The sequence below is a fragment of the Iningainema tapete BLCC-T55 genome (genome assembly GCF_014698965.1).
In the GTDB taxonomy this organism is placed as follows: domain Bacteria; phylum Cyanobacteriota; class Cyanobacteriia; order Cyanobacteriales; family Nostocaceae; genus Iningainema; species Iningainema tapete.
In genome coordinates, this window is the sequence record NZ_JACXAE010000072.1 from 241,274 (window position 1) to 265,833 (window position 24,560).

The 24,560-nt window shown below is 39.2% G+C and carries 20 protein-coding genes; 12 read left to right on the forward strand and 8 right to left on the reverse strand.

Annotated elements, in window-relative coordinates; genetic code table 11:
* Window positions 1-20: 20 nt before the first annotated feature.
* The 10 genes from ICL16_RS22150 (at window position 21) to ICL16_RS22195 (ending at window position 11,087) form a co-directional block, all read left to right on the forward strand.
* Entirely contained in the window at window positions 21-800 is a 780-nt protein-coding gene (locus ICL16_RS22150) for a Uma2 family endonuclease (RefSeq protein ID WP_190832079.1), read from the forward strand.
* Window positions 801-915: 115 nt separating this feature from the next.
* Entirely contained in the window at window positions 916-2,283 is a 1,368-nt protein-coding gene (locus ICL16_RS22155; RefSeq protein ID WP_190832081.1) for an ABC transporter ATP-binding protein, read from the forward strand.
* Window positions 2,280-2,957, forward strand: a complete 678-nt coding sequence (locus tag ICL16_RS22160) for a class I SAM-dependent methyltransferase (protein ID WP_190832083.1) — start codon at window positions 2,280-2,282, stop codon at window positions 2,955-2,957. Before ICL16_RS22155 ends, ICL16_RS22160 begins: the two co-directional genes overlap by 4 nt.
* Before the next feature lie 21 nt (window positions 2,958-2,978).
* Window positions 2,979-4,217 (forward strand): class I SAM-dependent methyltransferase, encoded by a 1,239-nt coding sequence (locus ICL16_RS22165; protein ID WP_190832085.1) that lies wholly within the window; start codon window positions 2,979-2,981, stop codon window positions 4,215-4,217.
* Window positions 4,218-4,322: 105 nt separating this feature from the next.
* Complete coding sequence (locus tag ICL16_RS22170) at window positions 4,323-4,769, forward strand: hypothetical protein (RefSeq protein ID WP_190832087.1); 447 nt, start codon at window positions 4,323-4,325, stop codon at window positions 4,767-4,769.
* Window positions 4,770-4,775: 6 nt separating this feature from the next.
* On the forward strand, window positions 4,776-5,336 hold the full coding sequence (locus ICL16_RS22175) for a phytanoyl-CoA dioxygenase family protein (RefSeq protein ID WP_190832090.1): 561 nt from the start codon (window positions 4,776-4,778) through the stop codon (window positions 5,334-5,336).
* 176 nt (window positions 5,337-5,512) lie between these two features.
* Window positions 5,513-6,430, forward strand: coding sequence for a class I SAM-dependent methyltransferase (locus ICL16_RS22180; RefSeq protein WP_190832092.1), 918 nt, complete (start codon window positions 5,513-5,515; stop codon window positions 6,428-6,430).
* A 27-nt stretch (window positions 6,431-6,457) separates the two neighbouring features.
* Entirely contained in the window at window positions 6,458-8,812 is a 2,355-nt protein-coding gene (locus ICL16_RS22185; protein WP_190832094.1) for a glycosyltransferase, read from the forward strand.
* Window positions 8,813-8,876: 64 nt separating this feature from the next.
* A complete protein-coding gene (locus tag ICL16_RS22190; protein WP_190832095.1) occupies window positions 8,877-10,169 on the forward strand; it encodes a rhamnosyltransferase WsaF family glycosyltransferase in 1,293 nt (430 codons plus the stop codon).
* Entirely contained in the window at window positions 10,170-11,087 is a 918-nt protein-coding gene (locus tag ICL16_RS22195) for a glycosyltransferase family 2 protein (protein WP_190832097.1), read from the forward strand.
* Window positions 11,088-11,091: 4 nt separating this feature from the next.
* On the opposite strand, the gene ICL16_RS22200 is transcribed toward ICL16_RS22195, so the two are convergent.
* The 5 genes from ICL16_RS22200 to psaA all read right to left on the reverse strand — a co-directional run bounded on the left by ICL16_RS22200 (window position 11,092) and on the right by psaA (window position 18,761).
* Window positions 11,092-11,511: a retroviral-like aspartic protease family protein gene (locus ICL16_RS22200; protein ID WP_238360898.1), complete on the reverse strand. Its 420-nt coding sequence runs from the start codon at window positions 11,509-11,511 to the stop codon at window positions 11,092-11,094.
* Between the two features lie 168 nt (window positions 11,512-11,679).
* Window positions 11,680-12,636: an energy-coupling factor transporter transmembrane component T family protein gene (locus ICL16_RS22205; protein WP_190832103.1), complete on the reverse strand. Its 957-nt coding sequence runs from the start codon at window positions 12,634-12,636 to the stop codon at window positions 11,680-11,682.
* Between the two features lie 7 nt (window positions 12,637-12,643).
* Complete coding sequence (der, locus tag ICL16_RS22210) at window positions 12,644-14,005, reverse strand: ribosome biogenesis GTPase Der (RefSeq protein ID WP_190832105.1); 1,362 nt, start codon at window positions 14,003-14,005, stop codon at window positions 12,644-12,646.
* A gap of 178 nt (window positions 14,006-14,183) precedes the next feature.
* Window positions 14,184-16,397: a photosystem I core protein PsaB gene (gene psaB, locus ICL16_RS22215; RefSeq protein ID WP_190832107.1), complete on the reverse strand. Its 2,214-nt coding sequence runs from the start codon at window positions 16,395-16,397 to the stop codon at window positions 14,184-14,186.
* Window positions 16,398-16,502: 105 nt separating this feature from the next.
* Complete coding sequence (gene psaA, locus ICL16_RS22220) at window positions 16,503-18,761, reverse strand: photosystem I core protein PsaA (protein ID WP_190832109.1); 2,259 nt, start codon at window positions 18,759-18,761, stop codon at window positions 16,503-16,505.
* Window positions 18,762-19,207: 446 nt separating this feature from the next.
* Here psaA and ICL16_RS22225 point away from each other — a divergent pair, with 446 nt between their 5' ends.
* Both ICL16_RS22225 and modA read left to right on the forward strand, forming a co-directional pair.
* Window positions 19,208-20,632, forward strand: coding sequence for a hypothetical protein (locus ICL16_RS22225; RefSeq protein ID WP_190832111.1), 1,425 nt, complete (start codon window positions 19,208-19,210; stop codon window positions 20,630-20,632).
* A 295-nt stretch (window positions 20,633-20,927) separates the two neighbouring features.
* Window positions 20,928-21,707: a molybdate ABC transporter substrate-binding protein gene (gene modA / locus ICL16_RS22230; RefSeq protein WP_190832113.1), complete on the forward strand. Its 780-nt coding sequence runs from the start codon at window positions 20,928-20,930 to the stop codon at window positions 21,705-21,707.
* 12 nt (window positions 21,708-21,719) lie between these two features.
* Here modA and ICL16_RS22235 read toward each other — a convergent pair whose 3' ends face one another.
* Genes ICL16_RS22235 through ICL16_RS22245 form a run of 3 tightly spaced genes read right to left on the reverse strand, consistent with a single transcriptional unit; the run spans window position 21,720 to window position 24,539 of the window.
* Window positions 21,720-22,109 carry a response regulator gene (locus ICL16_RS22235; RefSeq protein ID WP_190832116.1) on the reverse strand — a complete coding sequence of 130 codons (390 nt, stop codon included), beginning with the start codon at window positions 22,107-22,109 and terminating at the stop codon, window positions 21,720-21,722.
* Window positions 22,106-22,435 carry a response regulator gene (locus ICL16_RS22240; RefSeq protein ID WP_190832117.1) on the reverse strand — a complete coding sequence of 110 codons (330 nt, stop codon included), beginning with the start codon at window positions 22,433-22,435 and terminating at the stop codon, window positions 22,106-22,108. Before ICL16_RS22240 ends, ICL16_RS22235 begins: the two co-directional genes overlap by 4 nt.
* Entirely contained in the window at window positions 22,413-24,539 is a 2,127-nt protein-coding gene (locus ICL16_RS22245; RefSeq protein WP_190832119.1) for an ATP-binding protein, read from the reverse strand. The genes ICL16_RS22240 and ICL16_RS22245 overlap by 23 nt, the downstream gene beginning before the upstream one ends.
* Between the last annotated feature and the right edge of the window lie 21 nt (window positions 24,540-24,560).

The following is a 24,560-nucleotide window of genomic DNA, read 5'->3' on the forward strand; positions in this document are numbered from 1 at the left end:
GTTCCTAGTGGGATGAAGCCATGTACCAAACTGACCCTCCCCGACCACCGCAAGAAACCCTACCCACTATGTATGATTTACCTAGCGAATTAGTGGGAGAATCCGGATTGCCAGACGAATTTCATATTTTCCAACCTAGACTACTTGGCGATACCTGCCAAACTCCCTGCTATTCTACAGAGGACTTTTTAGTTGCCAGTGACTTAAACCTGTATTATGATGTGCGTCATCCTCTGTGGTACAAAAGACCTGATTGGTATATTGTCTTAGGAGTACCTCGGACTAACGAACAAAAAGACCTGCGTTTGAGTTATGTGATTTGGCAGGAAGGAGTAGCACCGTTTCTGGTCATAGAATTACTTTCCCCTAGTACGGAACAAGAAGACTTAGGAAAAACCCTTAGAGATGTTGACAAGCCGCCTACTAAATGGCAAGTTTATGAACAAATTTTACGAGTTCCTTACTATGTAGTGTATGACCGTTACACAAATAAACTACGAGTATTTCGTTTAGAGGGCGCACGTTATCAGGAGTTATTAATACCCAAGCAAAGACTTTGGTTAGAAGAAATAGAGCTAGGCTTGGGAATTTGGCACGGAACCTATGAAGGCGTTATGGGTATGTGGTTACGTTGGTATGGTGCAGATGGACAATGGATACCAATACCAAAAGAGCAACTTAACCTTGAACGTCAACGTGCTGAGAGAGAAAGCCAACGCGCCGAGCAAGAACGTCAACGTGCTGAGCGACTAGCAGAGTATTTGCGCTCTCAAGGAATTGATCCTGATAACTTGCCTTGAAACAAACAACAAAGGAACTTTGGCGTTAGTTGTCGCTTCTTGTAAGTGTATAGATATATTAGGTTGATTGTGCTTAGATAATTGTGGTGTGATTTTCAAAATTAATAGCAGATGCATGGGAGACGAAATAGCCATTTCTTTAAAGAATGTTTCTAAATGCTTTAAGCGGTATGCTCATCCTGTAGATCGACTTAAAGAAATTTTATTACCAGGGAAGAGTATATCTGATGAATTCTGGGCGCTACAAGAAATAAATCTAGAAATTCCTCAGGGAAAGACAGTCGGAATTATTGGGCGTAACGGCTCTGGGAAAAGTACCTTATTACAAATTATAGCGGGAACACTAACACCAACAACAGGAGAAGTGCAAGTTAAGGGTAGGGTTTCTGCTTTGCTAGAGCTTGGTAGCGGATTTAACCCTGAGTTTACGGGACGGCAAAATGTGTTTTTTAATGGGCAGTTGTTGGGGTTAACTCAAAGAGAAATTGAAGAAAAATTTGATGAAATAGCTGGGTTTGCGGATATTGGAGATTTCCTAGATGAACCTGTAAAAACTTATTCGAGCGGCATGTTTGTCCGCTTGGCTTTTGCTGTAGCTATTAATGTTGATCCGGAAATTTTGATTGTGGATGAGGCTTTGTCTGTGGGCGATGGTGTATTTGTACATCGCTGTATGGCAAAAATTAAAGAATTTCAGGATACTAATGGAACTATTTTGTTTGTATCTCATGACATAGGCGCTGTCAATCGTCTTTGCTCTCATTGTATTTGGATTAATGACGGTAGAGTTGTCGAGGAGGGTGCGCCAATAGAGGTTAGTAAGTCATATCAAGCATGGATGTATGAAAAAATTAATGAAAGAATAAAAAGTCAGTCGGAAAGTTCAAGTGATTTAAATACTAATGATATCAAAAAAGAAAGTTTAGAAGAGAAGCAACAAGAGAAATTAAGTCAAAATTCATTTACGGGAAAGCCTTTCCTAGCATTTCAAAATTTAAGAAGGTTTGGTACAGGACGTTGTGAAATTATTAGTTTAGAAATTTTGGATTCCCAAGGGCAAGAAACGGCTTTTGTTATGCCTGATGAAACTTTAATTTTAAAAGGAAAAATCCTTAGTCACACTCATGTGAAGAATCCTTTATTTGGGATTACAATGTATGACCGCTTGAGAGTTACTATCGCAGGTTGGAATACAACACAATATGAATATGAACTACCTCCTTTAGAAAAAGATAAACTTATTTGTGTGACTTTTAAGCTCAAGTGGCCTCATATTAAAAGTGACAGTTATTCACTTGAACCTGCTATTGCCGATGGTAGTCAAGAAAACCATGAAATGATGGATTGGATACAAGCTCCTGTTACTTTGCAGTCAGGAGTTACCGACTTGACTTTTGGTTTTATCCGGTTTACTGATGTAGTGGTTTCACACTCAGGTGAATTTATTAATTATCAATTATTAAGTGAGTCTTTATTAAAATGATTTGTTATTGTTGTGGCTCCAGCAATTTAAAATCTCAGGATGTTCTTTGGCAAGAATTAATTGATGAATGGCGGATAGCACGTTATGAAGTTGAATATATTAATAGGCAGCAGGGACTACATTGTCTAGAATGCTACTCAAACTTACGTTCAATGGCATTAGCTGTATCAATTATGAGATGTTTTGGGTACAAAGGTTTATTTAAGGATTTTGTTAAGCAGCCAAAAATCCAAGATTTACAAATTCTAGAAATTAATGAAGCTGGTAGTTTAACACAGTTTTTGTCCGGAATACCCGGTCATACTTTGAAAGTATATCCAGATATAGATATGATGAACATAAATCTGGCAGATACGTCTTTTGACTTGGTTGTACACTCAGATGTTTTAGAACATATCCAGCATCCAATTAGAGGTTTATCAGAGTGCTACCGGGTATTAAAACCAGGAGGATTCTGTGCTTTTACCATACCGATGATTGTGGATAGGCTAACTGTTTATCGAGCAGGTTTACCACCTAGTTATCATGGTTCCAAGGAAAATAAGTCTGATTTTCTGGTGCATACAGAGTATGGGTGTGATGCTTGGAAGCACGTCATTCAAGCTGGATTTCAAGAATGTAGAATTTTCTCTCTCGAGTATCCCTCTGCTCAGGCATTTGTGGCAGTTAAGTAATTATAAAGATAAGAACTAGTTATGGAATTTACAGGTGAGAGATACGTTCCTTCTTTAGATGGTCAAATTAAGTATGAGCATCTACATCGTTATGCACTATGTCTTGATTTTACAACTGGTAAGTCTGTATTAGATATTGCTTCGGGTGAAGGTTATGGTTCTGCGTTATTGGCAAAAGTCGCTGAATCAGTTGTGGGAGTTGATATCAGTGCTGAAGCTGTAGAGTATGCACAGCAACAGTATAACAGCTTTGAAAATCTCAAGTTTATGGTGGGTTCATGCGATGCAGTACCATTACCAGATAATTCGGTTAATGTGGTAACATCTTTTGAAACAATTGAGCATCACGCTCAGCATGAAGAAATGATGTTGGAGATTAAGAGAGTTTTGACATCAGATGGGGTGTTAATTCTTTCCTCTCCTAATCGCTTGACTTATTCAGACGAACCACAATATTCTAATCCATTTCATGTTAAAGAGCTTTATTATGATGAGTTAGTTGATTTGTTAAGTAGGCATTTTAAATATTTTCAAATTTATGGTCAAAGATTGGCTATAGGTTCTTTTATTTCTTTCTTAGAAAATGCTCAGGAAAGTATTTTCAAGACATACACTGGTGGAGTTAATGATGTAAAAGCAACAGTTCCTAGTTTGGAGTCGCCTCTTTATTTTGTAGCTATATGTTCAGATGAAAAGTCGAGCTTAAAAAAAAGTATTGACTCGGTGTACATTGATAGATACGATGATTTATTTAAAACCTTTGAGGCTGGACTAAAACATTCGTACTCCCAACTGCAACATACTCAGGCTGAATTAGAGCAGTCGCAATCTCAACTGCAACATACTCAGGTAGAATTGGAGCAGTCGCAATCCCAACTGCAACATACTCAGGTAGAATTGGAGCGATCGCAATCTCAACTACAGCAGGCTCAGGAGGAGTTGGAGCGATCGCAAGCGCAACTGCAACAAACTCAGGTAGAATTAGAGCGATCGCACTCCCAACTACAACAAACTCAAGTAGAGTTAGTGCGATCGCAATCCCAACTGCAACAAACTCAGGTAGAATTGGAGCGATCGCAACCTCATCTGCAACAAACTCAAGCAGAATTAGAACAATTGCGATCACAATTGCAACTCTTTCATGACGAACTGGGGCGTTCTCAAGATAGAGTTAGAGCTATGGAAACTAGCAAGTTTTGGAAACTGAGGACAACTTGGTTTAAATTCAAGCAGTCGCTGGGCTTAAAAGCCGATGAGTAAGATTAACTTGATATTTACAATTTTTATTTGTTCATATAATCACAGAACACCATTATAGTTAATAATTTTACAGAGAAGATAATACGCTTGGTAAGAAAAAATTATATGTTAATTAATGCATCGAAATACCAAAGCTGTTTTGGTGGTTTATGGACTGATATGGCTAATGCTCATGAAGAAGTTAAAGCCAGATTAAAAGCAGGAATGATTAGTAAGCAGGAGTCGGATCTATTAGACTTTTGGATTGACAATGGATATGTAATTATTCCTAGTGCTGTTCCTCATGATGTTATCGGTAAAATAATTGAGGATATTGAAAGAGCGTGGACGACATTAGATAGTCGAGTTAAGGTTGCAGATGGAAGCTACGGAACATCTGAACTATATCCATCAAAACGACATGAACCGGGATACCGAATGCTTGACTTTTTTGCTCTTTCTCCAGCTTGCCTAGAAGCCATGTTTGCTCATAAAATTCAGAGGTTTTTGGAAATTATTTTTGCTCAAGATATCTTAGCATTTCAAAGTCTTTCTTTTGAAAGGGGTACATAACAAGGAATGCACCAAGATCCTGCTTATGTTGTACTGTCATCACCTACGAAAATGGCAGCTTCATGGATAGCATTGGAAGATATTGAAGCAGGTAGCGGTGAATTAATATATTACGAAGGTAGCCATAGAATAGAAGAATTTTTATTTAAAGGGATTTATAAACATTGGGATGGTGAGGATATTGAAATGCACCATGAATATTTAAAAACTTTGCATACCAAATGCCAGCAAATGAATTTAGCCTTAAAGAAATTTCAACCTAAAAAAGGAGATGTACTAATCTGGGCTGTAGATCTTGTGCATGGAGGTTCAGAAATTACTCATCCTAATCCTAATGTAACTAGAAGGAGTCTTGTAACTCACTACTGCCCTTATGATGTCAATCCAAACTACTTCAGGTTCATTTCTGACAATCGAGTTAAAGTAAAGTTTAAAGAAGGTTGTTACTACAGTAGTTATCACTATAAAATGTCAAATAGTATACCAGTAAATAACATCAAGATGTTGTTTCAATTGATCAAGAGAATTGCAGGTAATGCAACCCAAAGTAAGAAGTATAGCGATTAGTAAGTTTTAGAAGTTGAGAAAAGCATGATTTAGGTTGAAAAGTACCTTAGGATTAAAAGAACATAACTAAAGTGTAGATTTTTATGTTCTAATGTTTGAAAAGGTTTCGTTAGATGTAACTATTATTTCCAGTCTGAGACACTACAACTGCAAGTAACGTTAGTATAAAGGTAAACATGAACAGTGATGCTTTAGAACAAGCTAGGATAACCTGGAATGAAATAGATATCAGCCAAGTCAGACAGGTTGGATGGTATTCTATTTCCTATTTTGGTAAAAAATTAGCGATGCGTTTTTCTGGTACAGAAACCTGTGTACCTTTCATTCATAACTTACTTGCGCAAAGATTACCAGGAGCGAGATTAAATAACCTTCAAGGTGCTGCTATTGTTTGTGGTGATATGCAAGCTGAAAAAGATTTTTTTGAGGAACACCAATTTGTTAAATTTACAAAGGTAGATGGATACGATCTGAGTGAAGTATCGTTAAATAGGTATACGCCAGACAAAAATATAAATTTTACCGCTCATGTGATAGATTGTAACGATTTGATTTTAGAACCAGAATCTTATGATTTGATCGTAGGCTGTCATGGAATTCATCATGTTTACAATCTGGGAAACGCATTTTATCAAGCTCACAAAGCACTTAATCAAGGTGGTTTAATTTATCTTGACGAATGGATTGGATTAGAGTATTTGCAGATACCCTTAATCAATCACATCTTTGCTGCGATATTACTATTCTTACTATTTCCATCGCACAAAACTAGAACTACTCATATGGGAAAAACAAAGGGATGGTGGATTCAATACACCGCCAAGGAATTTGATCCATCAGAGGCATGTAATTCTCAGGAACTATTAACACAGTTTCTTAAATATTTTAAACCAATTAGGATTGTTATGTATGGAGGTTTATCATATCCTGTATTTGAAGGTATCGCTCAAAACATAGACCAAACAAAATTATTGAATAAAATAAAAATTAGAATAGTCTACTTTTCTGAGAGAATTTTAACCAAGCTAGGAATTATCAAGCCTTGTTTCATGCTTGTACTAGCTGAAAAGAGGCAGATAGAAGGTATACGTTAATATTTTTTGATAAAGATCTGAATAGCTATGAAGGTTACAGTTACTATCGTCGTACCAATATACAATGCTTATAAAGATACAGAACAGTGTCTTGAATCTTTATTAAAATATACAGATTATAGGCATAAAATTTTATTAGTAGACGATGCCAGTCCAGATCAAAGGATTTCAGAGCTTACGGAGAAAGTTTCATTACAGTTCCCTAACGTGATGTTACTGAAAAATCATGAAAACATGGGTTTCGTGAAAACCTGTAATAGAGCATTTAGAGAGTCAGAGCAAAAAGATGACGTTGTCATACTAAATAGTGATACTATTGTTACCCCAAATTGGCTTGAAAAGTTGATTTTGGCAGCATATTCAAGTAGTCATATAGCTACAGTTACGCCACTAACAAATAATGGCACAGTATGTTCAGTTCCTAATTGGCTAGAGTCAAACGAAATTCCCGAAGGTCAAACTATTTTAAGCTTTGCCAATTTAATCGAAAAAATATCTTTACGTAAATACCCTACAATACCCACAGCAGTGGGGTTTTGTACATATATTAAACGTGAAATTTTGCAGAAAATTGGTTACTTTGATGATGTAAATTTTATCAGAGGCTATGGTGAGGAAAATGATTTTTGTTGTAGAGCATCTAAATCAGGATATTTTCATATAATTGATGATTCTACATTTGTTTACCACGCCGGCTCAAAATCATTTAAAGCAGATAAGCAGAAACTGATAGAAGAAAATAGTAAAATATTAGCTAAGTTGCATCCCAGGTATTTTCCTGAGGTACATTCTTTTATAGAGGCTAATCCACTTAAAGACATTCTGGATAATATTAAACTCCATTTAACTATAGAACAAATAAAGAAATTAGAACCAATTTGCTTTATTTTACATAACAGTATAGATAAGCCAATCAACCATCCTGTAGGAGGTACAGAAGTCCACTGTGCAGCATTAATCTCCAATTTATCTAAAACTAAACCAGTATATAGTTTATTCTACAATAAAATTAAAGGTTCGGTTGAATTTGAGATATTCTTTAAAAATCAAAAACTTAATTTCAGCTTTGGTTGTGAATTACAGCGTCCCTACAGTAATAACTACTTCCATCATGAAGCAAAATTATTACGTTTGCTTGTAGGTATATTTCAATATTTTCAACCTAGCTTAATTCATATTCATCATTTGATTGGAATACCAATAGCAGATATCATTTCGGCAATTAAACAAGTCAATATTCCTTACGTAATCTCATTACATGATTACTACTTAATCTGCCCTAGCTATAATCTTATAGACTATAAAGAAAAGTTCTGTTTTGAGCATAAAAATCCTGAATATTGCCAAACTTGTATTCAAGCTTTATTTGATGAAGGCGAAGAATTAAGGCAACAATGGCTAAGTTTATGTCAGCAGATTTTAGAAAGCGCTACTACTATAATAGCTCCATCTCAAACGGCATTATCTTACTTTGAAAGAGACTATCCCCAACTAAAGCTAAAGGAGAAATCTTTAGTAATTAGACATGGTATTTTTGACCAATTTGATTTAAAAGAGAAAGAAAAAAAATTAGAAACGTCTAGAAAAAATAATTTTACTCATCCATTGAAGGTAGCTTTAGTTGGTTCTATTAGTACTGCTAAGGGTGCTAAAGTTTTTATGACTTTATTAGAAAAGCTAAGTAAATATCCGCAGTTAAATGAAAGTTTTGTTTTTGAAATTATTGGTCGCTTTAATTTAGTTATACCTAATTATATACAAAATGTAAAATTTAGGAATGAATACTCTCGTCAGGATTTAGGTGTTTTGTTGACAGATGTTGATGTAGCAATTTTCCCTAATATTTGGGCAGAAACTTACTGTTTAACTGTAGATGAAGTTATAGCTTATGGAGTTCCTGCCATTACAACGCCTTTAAATGCAGCATCAGAAAGAGTGAAAAAATTTGAAGTAGGTTGGGTAAGCAATTCTGCTTCTGCTGATGATTTACTGGAAACTTTACTTTATATTAAGAATAATTATGAGGAGTATATTAAAGTTAAAGATAATATCAAAAGATATCCTTTAGTTTCTTATGAAGAAATGACTGAAAAATATGAGGAAGAATATTCAAAAATTAACCACACTATTATCAATACTAGTTCTCAATTGGTAATTACTCCAAAAGAAATAAGTGAAGCATATTTTCGCAGTTCTTTTAGTAATTCATTACCTATATCACAAGACGCTCAGGTGGAATTACAACGTTTACGTTTAATGATTAAAGCAATGGAAACTAGTAAATGGTGGAAGTTAAGAGTAGCCTGGTTACGTCTAAAAAAAGCATTAGGCATCACAATAGATGATTGGTGGATGAAAGAAAGAGGTGATAACTACAAATAAGAACAGACGAAACCTAGTCTAAATTAATGTTAACTCAGATGTAATATTAATAGTTTACTAAGTAATGGGTTTAATTCAGATAACGAACAAAGCATTTCAATTACTTAAGAAAAGAGGACTGCGTGCTTTAAAACAAGCTGTTGCAAATAAGCTTTACCATGTAAGTTTATGGGATAAGTATAGCGAAGAAGCGTTAACTCTGGTATCTTGGCTAGATTTTTCAGCATCTGAAGTAGAAGATAGCAGAAAAGTTCACCTATCTTTTTCAGGTGAATTGAAGATTAACAGCATTACTTGGTTTATTCCTGATTTTACCCATCCTTATTATGGTGGTATTTATACTATATTACGGTTTGCTCAATATTTTAAGGAAATCAAAGGTGTTAGCAACCAGTTTGTAATTGTCGGCAGCATATCAAAGAATTACGCTAGTCGGGCTGCTGAAATGATTGCTCAAGCATTTCCATCTCTTGCTGATGCGAGCGTGCAACAAATAACTTCTTACAAAGAACTTATTCAAATTAAACCAACCGATGCAGCTATTGCAAGTTTATGGACTACTGCTTACTTTCTGCTCAGATTTAATCAAACTAAACGTAAATTCTGTTTTTTACAAGATTACGAACCTCTATTCTATCCAGCAGGTGCTACATATTCTCAAGTCGAGGCAACATATCGCTTTGGTTTTTATGGGATAGCTAATACACCCACAATTAAAGAAATTTATGAACAGCAGTATGGTGGAAAAGCCAATTTTTTCTTTCCATGTGTTGATATAGAAGTGTTTAGTCCCATCGAGCCGACAAAGTCTAATTCTTCTCCATATACTGTATTCTTTTATGGTCGTCCTGGCAATCCACGCAATGGTTTTGAATTAGGTGCAATAGCATTAAGAAAACTCAAAATTCGTCTTGGTAATCAAGTGCGTATTTTATCAGCAGGCGCAGCTTGGAATCCAAAAGACTTTGAGTTAGAAGGAGTTGTAGAAAATTTAGGATTACTCAATTATAAGCAAACAGCAGATATATATAGTAGTTGTGATGTTGGCTTAGTCATGATGTTCACACGTCACCCTTCTTATTTGCCGTTTGAACTGATGGCTAGTGGTTGTCTTGTAGTTTCCAACTATAATCCAGCAACAACATGGTTTTTAAAAGAGGGACAAAATTGTTTACTATCTGAGTCTAGTGCGACTTGCTTAGCTGAAGTACTGGAAAAAGCTTTACTCGCTCATGAGGAAAGAGATAAAATTGTCGCTAACGCTCTTAAGGAAGTACAGATGTTTTACACTGATTGGCACAAGCAAATAGAGAAAATATATACATACATGTGTAACCCATTAGTATCAGAGGTGTAATTGGATATAAAAAAAGTTGTAGCATATATAACTGCGTATAAAGATTTTGCAGCTCTTGATAAGTGTATTCAAGCAATTTACAAACAGTCTTATCCAGTTAGTGCTGTATTTGTAGTAGATAATTCTCCGATTTCATATTTGTCGGCAAATAATAATTTATTAATAGTAAACCATTATCCCGAAAATGTTGGAGTAGGTCAAGGGTTGGCGATCGCCTTAAAGTGGGCGTTTGCGCAGGAATACAACTTTTTGTGGGCATTTGATCAAGACAGTATACCTACTCAAAATTGTCTGAAAATTTTAATAGAAACCTATGAACGCTTACGTCAAGATAATTACAAAATTGGTATTGTAGCTCCCACAGCTATTGACTCTAGAACTTGTCAAATTGTGGAATGTGCAATTTATAAAAAAGATCAGTTTATTGGGTGTAAACATAATTCTCAACTACAATACTATGAATGCGATGCACCTATAACGTCTGGTTCACTAATTTCACTTGCCGCTGCTCAAAAAGTTTCTCCTCCTCGTGGCGACTTATTTATTGATGGTGTCGATCTTGACTATGGACTGCGTTTAAAGCAAAATGGGTTTCACAATCTGATTGTTCCTCAAGCCATTTTAGAACACCAATTTGGGAGTCCGATTCAAGTCAAGTTGTTAAACAAGGAGTATTTTCTACAGAAGTACTCTGCTCTACGCCATTACTATATATGCCGAAATCATACCTATTTAGATACTCGCTATGCACAAGGCTGGTATCGCTTAACTAGCTTTCTGCGCCGTCTAAAGTATATGATGCGTACTATTATTTTAACTTTAATATATGACCCTGAAGATAAAGTGATAAAAACTTGGGCTTGCTTATTAGGAACTTATCATGGTTTAAAAGGTAAGTTGGGTAAAACTTGGTATTAGCTTGTTAAAGAATTGTTAAATATGTATCGGCAGTTTGATCGGGTAAGACTTTTAAAGTTTGATTACGTAAGTCTGGCTCTAAACCCAATGCTTCTAAAGGAATAACTCCAATTAATGCGTCAGATTCTCCTGATAATTCCAAACATTCAAAAGTTCCACTGCGATCGCATATAGTAATTTTTGCATCCTGAAATATTTTGGCTTTCGCAATACCTGTGGCAGTTGCTACATTAACTTCTCTTAGGAGTTCTAACCCCAGTTTTGCAATGACATCACTAGGTAAACAGAGGGTAGTAGCACCAGTGTCTACTAAAACATTTTTTAATGTGACAGATCTCACTTGGTCTTGAGAAATTACTTCCCGTGCTGCTAAAATCTCATCAGCTCGATTGGTGATTTTTACTGTTATTAAAACTTTACCCATTTTCGAGTTATTTTTGGTGAACATAACGTTTTTGTGTGTAGGAGTGAGACAGCTATTTGGTTATTTTTGATTTTATCATTCTCAACAAACTGAGATAGCACTCTGAGAAATCAGAAGCCCGGTTTCTCCAAGAAACCGGGCTTCTTAGAATGTGCATATAATTTTTAATTAAACTTGATTTCCTATTGCTAATCGTACTCCCCATAATAAGATTAAAAATGCGATCGCCACCCAGTCACGTCCTGTTAAACGTAAGTTATGCCACTGTACTCTATGTTCATTAGGACTAGTAAAACCTCGTACCATCATCGCATTAGCCATTTGTTCTGCTCGCAGCAGCAAATTTTTTAAAAGTCTTTCTGCTACTATTAACCAAATTTTAGCTGCTCCTTTAATTCCTAGCTTTTTCCAATTAATAGCTCTTGTCATTACAGAGCGAATTAAGTTTTGGACTTCTTCTAAAACTAAGGGAATAAATCGCAAAGACAAAGTTAAAGTTAGAGTAATTTCGGTAACAGGAACCTTCCACCTGCGTAGAGGTTGCATCAAACTTTCAATGCCAGCCGTTATTTCTTCTGGTGCAGTTGTGAGCAGATACAAATTAGTACTATAAATAAGAGTAAATAACATGGCGCTCAAACTGATTGCCAAATCTAGAGAGCGGCGAGTTACTCTAACTGGTCCTCCGGCAAATACTATATAACTATAATCTTGAGAAGTTTGAGTTTTGACGGGACGTTCCGCCGGAACGTCTGTACTTGGGGGTTGAGTTGGGGTACTTGATGGTTTTGAATTAGATACTAACTCAGAATCTGAATTAGGCAGACGCGGCTGGTAACTTATACCTAATCCATCAGGACTAATAGCCGCAATCAACAATACAAAAAAGCACAGCATCAATAGCCAACCCATTTGCTGTTGCCAAACTCGTCGGGGAATCCGCGCTGTTAAAGTGGCAACAATTAGCACTATCACCAGTAGCACTCGCCACAAGTTGTTAGCATAAATGTAGGTAGTGAGAAAACTCATTAACCAGATAAACTTGACTCGCGGATCGAGTTTGTGTAGCCAAGTTTGCGGTTGTTCTAAGTAAAGACCGAGTGGTAGCGATCGCAATAAATCCATACTTTAATTAAACGCGGGTAGCTCTATTGGCACTAACTCCTTCCATTTCACGCACTTTCTTACTCCGCCAGACTAAACGAATTGGGGTGCCTTTAAACCCTAGTTGTTGGCGGAATTGGCGTTCAATGTAGCGGCGGTAGTTGTCGCTGAAGCGTTTGGCATCGTTGACGAACAATGCTATTGTAGGCGGTTGAGTACTGACTTGAGTACCATAATAAATTTTACCTTGACGCCCACTGCGAGAAACTGGTGATGAATGCCAGCCAACGGCTTCTTCCAAAACTTCGTTAATTACAGATGTACTAACGCGGCGTTTGTGTGCTTCAGCTGCTGTATTTACTAGTTCTAGAATCTTTTCCACCCGTTGTCCAGTTAAGGCGCTCACAAAAATCGTTTCTGCCCATTCAGTAAAATGCATCCTTTGCTCTAGATGTTTTTGGTAATCGTAAATTGTGTAAGAGTCTTTTTCTACAGCATCCCATTTATTCACAACTAGGATGCAAGCTCTACCCTCTTCGATAATTCTCCCTGCTAACTTTTGATCTTGCTCCGTAATACCATCAACTGCGTCTATTACCATTAAAACTACATCGGCACGACGAATCGCTTTAAAAGCACGGTTGATACTAAAGAATTCTGGACCATATTCTACGTTTTTCTTTTTTCTAATTCCCGCAGTGTCAATCAAACGATAGCTTTGCCCATCTCGTTCAATCACGGTATCAATTGCATCACGTGTAGTACCGGAAATCGGGCTAACAATTGCTCTCTGTTCTCCCACCAAAGTATTCAATAAGCTTGATTTTCCTACATTTGGGCGTCCCACAATAGCAACTTTAATTTCATTGCTTTCGGTAATTTCTTCTACAGCGGGGAGGTGGTTAATTAGTTCATCAAGTAACTCTCCTGTGCCGTTACCATGAATAGCAGAGAGGGCAAAAGGTTCGCCTAATCCTAATTCCCAAAATTGAGCAGCTTGAATTAAACCTTGTTCTGGTGATTCACATTTATTTACGGCTAGTAAGACGGGGACTTTTTGTTGACGCAACCACTGGGCGATTTCTTCATCGGCGGGCATAGGTCCTGTTTGCCCATCTACTGCGAAAATAGCAGCACTGGCTTCTGCTAGCGCTGTCATTGCTTGTTGGCGAATTAGTGGTAAAAATTCTGTGTCGTCATTGAATACTAAACCACCAGTATCGACTACCAGAAACTCGCGATCGCGCCAGTATGCTCGTAAGTATGTGCGATCGCGTGTTACTCCCGGTTCATCATGAACAATAGCAGACTGTTCCCCAGCCAGACGATTGACTAGGGTCGATTTGCCCACATTTGGGCGACCAATAATAGCAACGATAGGAAGATTCATAATAAGGATGTTGTATAATACTGCAAAACTTTATTGTAGCGAGTTTAGACCGCAGTTCGCGAGGAATGAAAATGGTGTTTTGCGACCACTCAAGTCTTTTGATGGTTAATAACTACAAAAAATCCCCCACCATAAGGCGGGGGATTTAAATTAGTTAACTACAAAACCAGTATTCGGATTAACCGAACTTACCAGCAGTAGCAGCAATCAAGAACGCGGCGTAGGTTAGGACGTAGCCAACAGTGAAGTGAGCTAAACCTACTACACGACCTTGAACGATGGACAGAGCAACGGGCTTGTCTTTCCAGCGAACTAAGTTAGCCAAAGGAGTACGCTCGTGCGCCCAAACGAGAGTTTCAATCAACTCTTGCCAATAACCTCTCCAGGAGATCAAGAACATAAAGCCGGTAGCCCAAACTAGGTGTCCGAAGAGGAACATCCAAGCCCAGACAGACAGGTTATTCACGCCGTATGGGTTGTAACCATTGATCAACTGAGCGGAGTTAGCCCAGAGGTAATCGCGCAGCCAACCCATCAAGTAGGTGGAAGATTCATTGAACTGCGCTACGTTACCTTGCCAAATACCGAGATGCTTCCAGTGCCAGTAGAAGGTTACCCAACCTACTGTATTCAGCGCCCAGAATGTAGCGAGGTAGAAAGAGTCCCAAGCGGAGATGTCGCAAGTACCGCCACGACCGGGACCGTCGCAAGGGAAGGCGTAGCCGAAGTCCTTTTTATCGGGCATCAGCTTAGAACCACGGGCATCCAAAGCACCTTTGACCAAAATCAGGACGGTGGTGTGGATAGCCAAAGCGAAGGCGTGGTGTACTAAGAAGTCACCAGGTCCGATGGTTAAGAACAAGGAGTTAGTGCCATTGTTAATAGCATCTACCCAACCAGGTAACCAAGGAGCGCCTGCAGTGGAAGCAACACTATCTGGATTAGATAGCAGGGTCTGGAAGCCGTAAAGTACCTTACCGTGAGAAGCTTGAATGAACTGAGCGAATACAGGTTCAATCAAGATTTGCTTTTCAGGAGTACCGAAAGCTACTACTACGTCGTTGTGGACGTACAAACCTAAGGTGTGGAAACCTAAGAAAAGGGATACCCAGCTGAGGTGGGAAATAATCGCTTCTTTGTGCTTGAGTACGCGATCTAGTACGTTGCCCTTGTTTTGTTCGGGGTCGTAGTCGCGTACCCAGAAGATTCCTGCGTGAGCGAAAGCACCAAGCATCAGGAATACAGCGATGTACTGGTGATGTGTGTACAGTGCTGCTTGAGTAGTGTAGTCCTTAGCTATAAAGGCGTAAGGAGGCAGGGCGTACATGTGCTGCGCTACTAGGGACAATGCAGTACCTAGTGCTGCCAAGTGAATGGAAAGCTGGAAGTGCAGCGAGTTGTTGTAGGTGTCGTACAACCCTTGGTGAGGCAAGTTGAACTGACCTTCGGTTTCAACGCCAAAGAAGTTCTTGGCATTGAGCATTTCTTTGATGCTGTGACCAATTCCGAAGTTTGTGCGGTATTGGTGACCGGCAATAATGAAGATGACTGCGATCGCCAAGTGGTGGTGAGCCATATCGGTCAGCCACAGTGACTCAGTCTGGGGATGGAATCCACCCAAGAATGTGAGAATCGCAGTTCCTGCACCTGTTGATGTGCCGAATACGTGACCTGCGGTATCAGGGTCAACAGCGTATGCGCCCCAGTTACCACTGAAGAATGGTGCCAAACCTTGTGGGTGAGGCAGGGTGGTGAGGAAGTTATCCCAACCTACGTGCTGTCCGCGAGATTCGGGGATAGCTACGTGTACCAAGTGACCTGTCCAAGCCAGAGAACTAACACCGAATAAACCTGCTAAGTGGTGGTTCAGACGGGGTTCAGCACTCTTGAACCAAGCTAGGCTGGGGCGGAACTTGGGCTGCAAGTGCAACCAACCTGCGAACAAGAACACTGCTGCTAGTAATAGCAAGAACACTGCACCTTGGTAGAGGTCGCCGTTGGTGCGCATTCCGATGGTGTACCACCAGTGGTAAACACCGGAGTAAGCGATGTTTACTGGGTTGCTTGCACCTGCTTGGGTGTATGCTTCTACTGCTGCTTTACCGAAGTGTGGGTCCCAAATCGCATGGGCGATGGGGCGGATGTGAATAGGATCTTTAATCCACTGTTCAAAGTTACCTTGCCAAGCTACGTGGAACAGGAGACTTGATGCCCACAAGAAGATGATTGCCACATGACCGAAGTGTGTTGCGAAAATCTTTTGGTAAAGATTTTCCTCTGTCATGCCATCATGGCTTTCAAAGTCATTTCCTGTAGCCATCGCGTACCATATCCGACGAGTAGTCGGATCCTGTGCGAGATCCTGGCTAAATTTTGGAAATTTTGTTGCCATAGGTTTTGATAAATCCTGCGACCTTTAGCCCTGTAGAGAGATTTTGGATTTTAAATTTTGGATTGAATCTAAAATCTAAAATCCAAAATGCTCTACTGCTGATTGCTAGCCTAATGTGAGAATTCGTGCGTGGAAGAACGCCCAGGTGGTGACAATACCTCCCAAGAGGTAGTGAGCCACTCCAACAGCTCGTCCTTGAATGATGCTTAAAGCGCGAGGTTGAATTGATGGTGCTACTTTTAGTTTATTATGCGCCCAAACAATTGACTCAATTAATTCTTGCCAGTAGCCGCGACCACTGAACAGGAACATTAAGCTGAATGCCCAAACGAAGTGAGCGCCTAAGAATAGTAGACCATAAGCTGACAGTGCGCTGCCGTAGGAGTTAATTACCTGTACAGCTTGTGCCCACAAGAAGTCACGCAACCAGCCGTTGATCGTGATGGCACTTTGGGCAAAGTTACCACCCGTAATGTGTGTTACCACACCATCTGAGTCTACAGTTCCCCAGACATCGGATTGCATTTTCCAGCTGAAGTGGAAAATCGCGATGGAAATGGTGTTGTACATCCAGAACAAACCGAGGAACACATGGTCCCAACCGGACACTTGACATGTGCCGCCACGACCTGGACCGTCGCAGGGGAACCGGAAGCCCAAGTTCATCTTATCTGGGATCAGACGAGAGGAGCGAGCAAACAGGAATCCCTTCAACAGAATTAGCACTGTGACGTGAATTTGGAAGGCGTGAATGTGGTGGATCATGAAGTCCGCCGTACCCAACGCGATCGGCATCATTGCCACTTTGCCACCTACAGCGAGGATTCCACCGCCGAAGGCATAGCTAACTGGTTCAAGTGCATTAGGTGCTGTTGCTCCTGGCGCTACAGTGTGCAGGTTTTGTACCCATTGGGCAAACACTGGCTGCAACTGAATTGCGGTATCGGAGAACATATCTTGAGGACGACCCAAAGCACGCATTGTGTCGTTGTGGATGTAAAGTCCGAAGCTATGGAAGCCCAAGAAAATACATACCCAGTTTAGGTGGGAGATGATAGCATCTCTGTGCCGAAGTACGCGATCCAATACGTTGTTTTGGTTCACAACGGGGTCGTAATCCCGCACCATGAAGATTGTTGCGTGTGCCGCACCGCCTACGATACAGAATGCGCCAATCCACATGTGGTGAGTGAAAATACACAGTTGGGTTGCGTAATCTGTTGCCAAGTAGGGGTAGGGAGGCATTGCGTACATGTGGTGCGCCACAATGATGGTCAACGAACCCAGCATTGCTAGGTTGGTGCCCAATTGAGCGTGCCACGAGGTAGTCATGTTTTCGTAGAGTCCTTTATGACCATCGCCTGTGAAGGGACCTTTGTGGTTTTCGAGGATCTCTTTGAGGCTGTGACCGATACCCCAGTTGGTACGGTATTGGTGTCCGGCGACAATGAACAGTACTGCGATCGCCAAATGGTGATGGGCAATATCCGTCATCCACAAGCCACCCGTAACCGGGTTAAGACCGCCTTTGAAGGTGAGGAAGTCAGCGTACTGACCCCAATTCAATGTCCAGAATGGTGTTAAACCATTGGCAAAGCTGGGGAACAGTTCGATGATCAAGTCCTTGTTCAAAATGAATTCGTGGGGTAATGGCACATCTTGAACGGCAACTCCCGCATCCAACAGCTTATTGATTGGTGAGGATACGTGAATTATGTGACCTGTCCATCCCAACGAACCCAAGCCCAATAGTCCAGCCAAGTGGTGATTCAGCATTGACTCGACGTTTTGGAACCATTCCAACTTAGGCGCACGCTTGTGGTAGTGGAACCAGCCTGCAAATAGTAACAAAGCTGCCAATACCAAACCGCCGATCGCAGTCACGTAGAGTTGGAATGTGTTGGTGATACCCCAACCACGCCAAATTTGGAAAAAGCCGGAGGTGATTTGAATACCGTGGAAACCACCACCAACGTCCGCATTGAGAATGTCTTGACCTACAACAGGCCAAACGACTTGAGCACTAGGCTTGATGTTTAGGGGATCAGATAGCCAAGCTTCGTAGTTGGAAAAACGAGCGCCATGGAATATCATTCCGCTCAGCCACAGCATCACTACGGCTAAGTGACCGAAGTGTGCTGCGAAGATCTTGCGCGATATGTCTTCTAAATCGCTTGTATGTGTATCAAAATCGTGGGCGAGCGCATGAAGATTCCAAATCCAGGTAGTGGTTTTTGGACCTTTAGCTAGAGTTCTGTCGAAGTGTCCTGGCTTTCCCCACCGTTCAAACGAGGTTGGAACCGGGTCGTTATCGACTATTACTCTTGCTTTTTTTTCCTCTCGCTCTGGAGGACTAATTGTCATTCGACCTCCTCTCTTGATAAGGATTGAGGAATATAATTACCACAATTTACCGACCTCAGCGAATGGGAACCTGAAGAAGATCAGATGTGGAGAGTTGTTTCTCGTTGAATTATAAAGGCTGATCTCCTACCTTGTGAGACACATGTTAACAATAATTCAAGATCCCCGAATTTATTGTGTCATCTACTTTTTGCTTTCAAAGCTCTGGTCAAAAAGTCAATAGTTTCTTCATTTATTTTACAAAGAGAAACAATTTGCAACATTTATGGTTTTTCTACTTATTGTTTGAGTGATGTATCGATGTTTTCTCTACATCTCACCCTCTACCCCCATACCCAAGGAATGCGCCACAATAAACTGTCAGTTGTTTATGGGTAACACTATCCGTGGAATGCATGTCGTGGCGAATCACAACTTTAGGGAAGCTTCAATCATGCAGCCTCCCTATGCTCAGAGCGCTAATAGCATTGGTACTAGTATTAACTTTGACTAGTTGTGGCGGTGATCAAGCCGTAAGTCAAGAACCTTTTTTCAGTCACAAAGAAAATACTCAAATTTCTGCAAAGCAAATTACGGAGGTTTCCCCGCCTGTAGTCATTCAAGCACTACAACCTACCTTGGAAGTCTATCAGCCTCAAGTAACAATAGTTACTCCTCATACTGAGGAAGTCCTCCAAGACAACACAGTTACAGTTCGCTTACTCGTGAAGGACTTACCTATATTTAAAGATCCAGAACTAGGTATAGGTCCTCATTTACAGGTAATTCTTGATAATGAACCATATATAACTGTATATGACTTAAATCAACCATTGATTTTGCCAGACTTATCCCCAGGTACTCATACTCTAAGAGTATTTGCAACACGTCCTTGGAATGAAAGCTTTAAAAACGAAGGTGCATACGCCCAAACAACATTTCACATCTTCACCAAAACAGATGACAATAACCCCGACGCGGCAGTACCTTTAATTACATACAATAGTCCACAAGGAAGCTATGGAGCAGAACCAATTCTGCTAGATTTTTACTTAACAAATGCGCCACTACACCTTGTAGCCCAAGAAAATGCTCAAGACCAAATAGCTGATTGGCGTATTCGTTGTACAATTAACGGCGAAAGTTTCGTTTTAGACAGATGGCAGTCAGTATATCTCAAAGGCTTTAAACCCGGTAAAAACTGGGTAAAACTGGAATTTCTTGATGAACAAGGCAATCCTGTAAAAAACGTCTTTAACAGCACAGTCAAACTAATTACCTACGAACCCAAAGGTAAAGACACTCTTTCCAGAATTGTCAGAGGCGAAATTTCTCTAAACCAAGCAAAGGCGATCGCATATCCTAACTATACAACGCCGACCGTAGAACCGACACCCGCCACCCCAAACGTAGCGCCTACACCTGAAACACAGCCCATTGAACCCACCCCTACTCCAACGCCAACAGTTGAGCCAACACCTGAAACTGAAATTCAAACACCACAACCAGAGGTAAAAATACCGGAAACAGCACCACAGCCAGAAGTAACAAAAGAACCTGAATCAAAACCAATACCTGAAGTTAAGGGAGAAAAACGGAGATGGAGAGGATTCTTTAACCGTAGGGTGGGCAAGATGCAGAGCAAACAACCAACAGTAGAACCTACTCCCATTGAAACACCAACACAATCAACAGTGGAACCTACTCCCATCGAAACACCAACACAATCAACAGTGGAACCTACTCCCATCGAAACACCAACACAACCAACAGTGGAACCTACTCCCATCGAAACACCAACACAACCAACAGTGGAACCTACTCCCAATTTACCTCCCACGTTGCCGGAGATTATTGAGTCTCCACCGTCAGAGGCAATCCCAGAACCTTAATTAATAACCGAGCATTTGAATGTATGGCATCTTAGCTCTTGCAAACCTTGAACTTTAGTTCAAGGCTGATAGCGTGCATTCCGTTAAAACGGAATGAAATCTCTAAAAATAAATATTTAGTAAGCTAAAGCTTACTTGAGCTATAAGCCAATAAATTTATTTCTTGGTGGGCAAAAAATGAGTGCAATATATTCAGAAACCCGGTTTTTTAAAGAAACCGGGTTTCTTCATTCACAAAGTTTAATGACGGGGTAATTTTGGGAACTATAGAAATATAGCAATTTGCACTTTTGAGATGAAAAGAAGAAAATTTATTATTCTAACTAGCTTAAGCTCTGTTTTATCTATTGAATTAAATAGCTGTAGTACTCAAAAGGTACAACCAGTAGTTTTAACGGTATCAGCAGCTGGTGTGTACAGAAATTGTCTAGCAGAAATTGATTTGCGTTATAAAAAAGAAAAACCGAATGTCATAATTACTTATAACATTGCAGGCTCTGGTTTTCTACGCCAGCAAATTGAACAAGGTGCGTCAGTAGATATATATATTCCTGGAATTGCCAAAGAAATGGATATTTTAGAGACTCAAGGTTTGATAGTTCCCAATACTCGTCAAAACTTGACTATAAATAGTATTGTTATAATTACGCATAAAGATTCTAAATTACCAATTTCTAGCTTTAAGAACTTAATTGATAAAGATGTGAAGCGGGTGGCAGTTGGGGCAGGAACAGTATCAGCAGGGATATATACTAAAGAAGGTTTAAATTTTTTTGGTATTTATGAGCAAGTTAGGCAAAAAAGTGTAGTAGCTGAAGAAGATATTCGTCAAGTTTTAAAGCAAGTAGAAAGTCATAGTGTAGATGTAGGCATTACCTATGAAACAGAATCCAAAATATCAAATTTGGTGAAAACTGTAGCCGTAGCTCCACAAAACTCTCACCAACCTGTTATTTCTCCGCTGGCTATTCTCAAATCCTGTCAAAACATTAGTGCAGCAAAAGACTTTATCAAGTTTCTAATTAGTACTCAAGTAAAACCGTTGTTTGAAAAGTATGGATTTACAAACATCTAAATATTAATTCACTCAATCTGTAGCTGATAAACCAAGAATATTTCTAGAGGTTTCCAGAACGTTTTTAGGGCGAAAAGGCTTAGTCATATACAAGTCAGCACCAACATCAGTACCTTTTTGCTTATCAAACTCTTGTCCTTTCGCCGTTAACATAATAATGTAAACATCTGGAAATTTCAACTCATGTTTAACAATATTACAAACTTCTAATCCGTTCATTTTTGGCATCATGACATCCATAAAAACGAGATTAGGCTTTTCTGTCTTAATGATTTCCAAAGCCTCTTCTCCATTTTTAGCTGTGAGCAATTCTACTTCCTCATCCTCTAGACTCTCAAGTGCCTGTTCCATCAAAATGAGAATATTAGGTTCATCATCTACAATTAATACTTTTTTATTCATACAATCTCCTGTTGGCTATCTTGAAGTAAAACAAAGACTACTTCCATTTCCTTCTCTAAGGGTTTTGAAGAGTCTTGATTCAGTATTTTGCTAATATTTTTTAGCAGTTCTTCTTTGTGAATTGGCTTAGTTAAGTAATGATTAACACCTAACTGATAACCTCTTTTATTTTCTTCGATAATTGATAAAATAATAATTGGAATTCCCATTGTTTCTGGGTTATTCTTGAGTACAGCAACTACATCAAAACCACTAATTTGAGGCATCATAACATCTAACACAATTAAATCTGGTTTAGTAGCTTTAACTTGAGTAATTGCCTCCATACCCTATGGAGGCTTCTCGAACTTTGTAACCAGAGGCTTCTAACTCTTGTCTCAGCAATTCCCGAATGTGGGCATCATCATCAACTACCAGAATCGTTTTGTAATCTAGCTTTTCCATGGGGGCTGTAGTTACAATACGTTCTTGAAATTGCTGGACAAGAGTGTTAATACTCAGCTTTTCTTTTTCAAGATTGCTATCTATAAGTGGTAATGTAAAGGAAAAAGTGCAACCCAGTCCTAACTCACTTTCTACCCAAATTCGACCACCATGATATTCTACTATTTGTTTGCAGATAGGTAATCCCAACCCAGTGCCTTTAGGTTTATCGGTGAGAGTATCTCCTACTTGCTTGAACTTCTCAAATACTTTGGCAAAATCGCCATCAGCAATGCCAATGCCAGTATCTATGACGCTAACAAGCATTTCACCATTGTGAATTGCTTGACAAGTGACATAACCTTGAGGCGTAAATTTCACAGCATTAGAAATTAGATTAATCATAACCTGAATGAGGCGATCGCTATCCACCATCACCAAGGGTAAATCTGGCTCAACTAAAGAACGTAACTCCACTTCCTTCGCTGTCAACAAAGAAGACGTAGCCGCAATCGCTCTATTAATAATTTCCCCAAAAGCAGTTGGCTGCATATGCCACTCTAGTTTACCAGCTTCCATCTTCGCAACATCCAACACATCATTAATTAAAGAAGTGAGCCGCTCTGCCTCCGATATAATAATATTGATATTAGTTTGAACTTGTTTAAAAGTACGCTGAGCTTTACGATGTTCTAGTGGAATTAACTTCAACCAACCTTCTTCCAGCTTCTCTTGAATAATTGACGCAAATCCTAATACCGATGTCAATGGTGTACGTAACTCATGGGAAACAGTGGAGATAAAATCAGTCTTCATCTGATCGACTTGTTTTTCTGCGGTAACATCTCGAATCAAAATTACAGAACCTAGATAATTTTGCTGTTGTGCTACCGCTCCATCTTTAACAATTGCCCTCGCTACAGCTTTACCAATACGTCCATTTGCGAGTTCTAATTCGGCTGTAAATACTTGTCCAAATCCTTGCTGCGTCTGTGCTACTAATTCAATTACCTTCGGACTTGCTAATACTTGACAGTTTTGACTGAGTAAATCTACATCTTTCAACCCAAACATAGCTAGTAATACAGGATTATATCGTGTGATCTGACATTGTGTATCTGTAACCAAAAGAGCATCTGCTAAATTATCAACAATAGTACTTAAATAAGTAAGCGCGTCTTCTAACTCCTGACTACGTGTTTTCAATCCTTGTAACAAACTTTCAATTTGCTCAACCATTGTATTAAGTGTATAAGCAAGCACTCCTATTTCATCAAAAGTAGTTACTTTTGCTCTGACATTTAGTTTACCCTGAGCCATTTGCTCTGCAGTTTCTGTTACTTGACTCAGACCGCTAATAATATGAAATACTATAAAGAATGCTATCATGCTTGACAAAAAGTTGAGCATTAATGTAAATAGCAATAAATCCTGACTCTGTTTTGCAGTATTAGTAGTTTGTCCCTCCACAATTTTGATGGCAACATCCATTAAGTTAGTTAAAAAACTAGTCAGATTATTGATTTCATCGAGATACTCGTTTTCTTTTTGAGAAGTAGTTAAGTACTTTTCTAGTTTCTGCCGATAAATTCGCCAAGTATTTTCAATTTTGTGCAATTGAGCTAGTGTTGTTGGCTCTGTAACTGGAGCAAGTCTTATTTCTGTTGAACCTTGATACATTGCTGTTAGTAACTTCTCAAATTGCCGAATATCTTCTTTAATGCTGACATTGATAGCGATTCTATCTAGATTAGACTTGCGATCGCGAACATTCGCCAAGTAAGCTAGCCTGTAAGTCAACATCCGCTTTGAACCAAAAGTGTTGAGCAGTGGACTATTATTTCGTACTCGATTTAACCCTAATCCGCCAATACTTGCAGTAACTAAGTTAATTATTACAAACCTAAAAAATAATAAATTTAGGCGTTGACGAATACTCAATTGCAAATGTTTCCTTAATTTAGAGGAAGTTGACTTTGGGTTAGTTACTTCAATACTTATAGTCATAATATTTTTTAGTGATGAGTA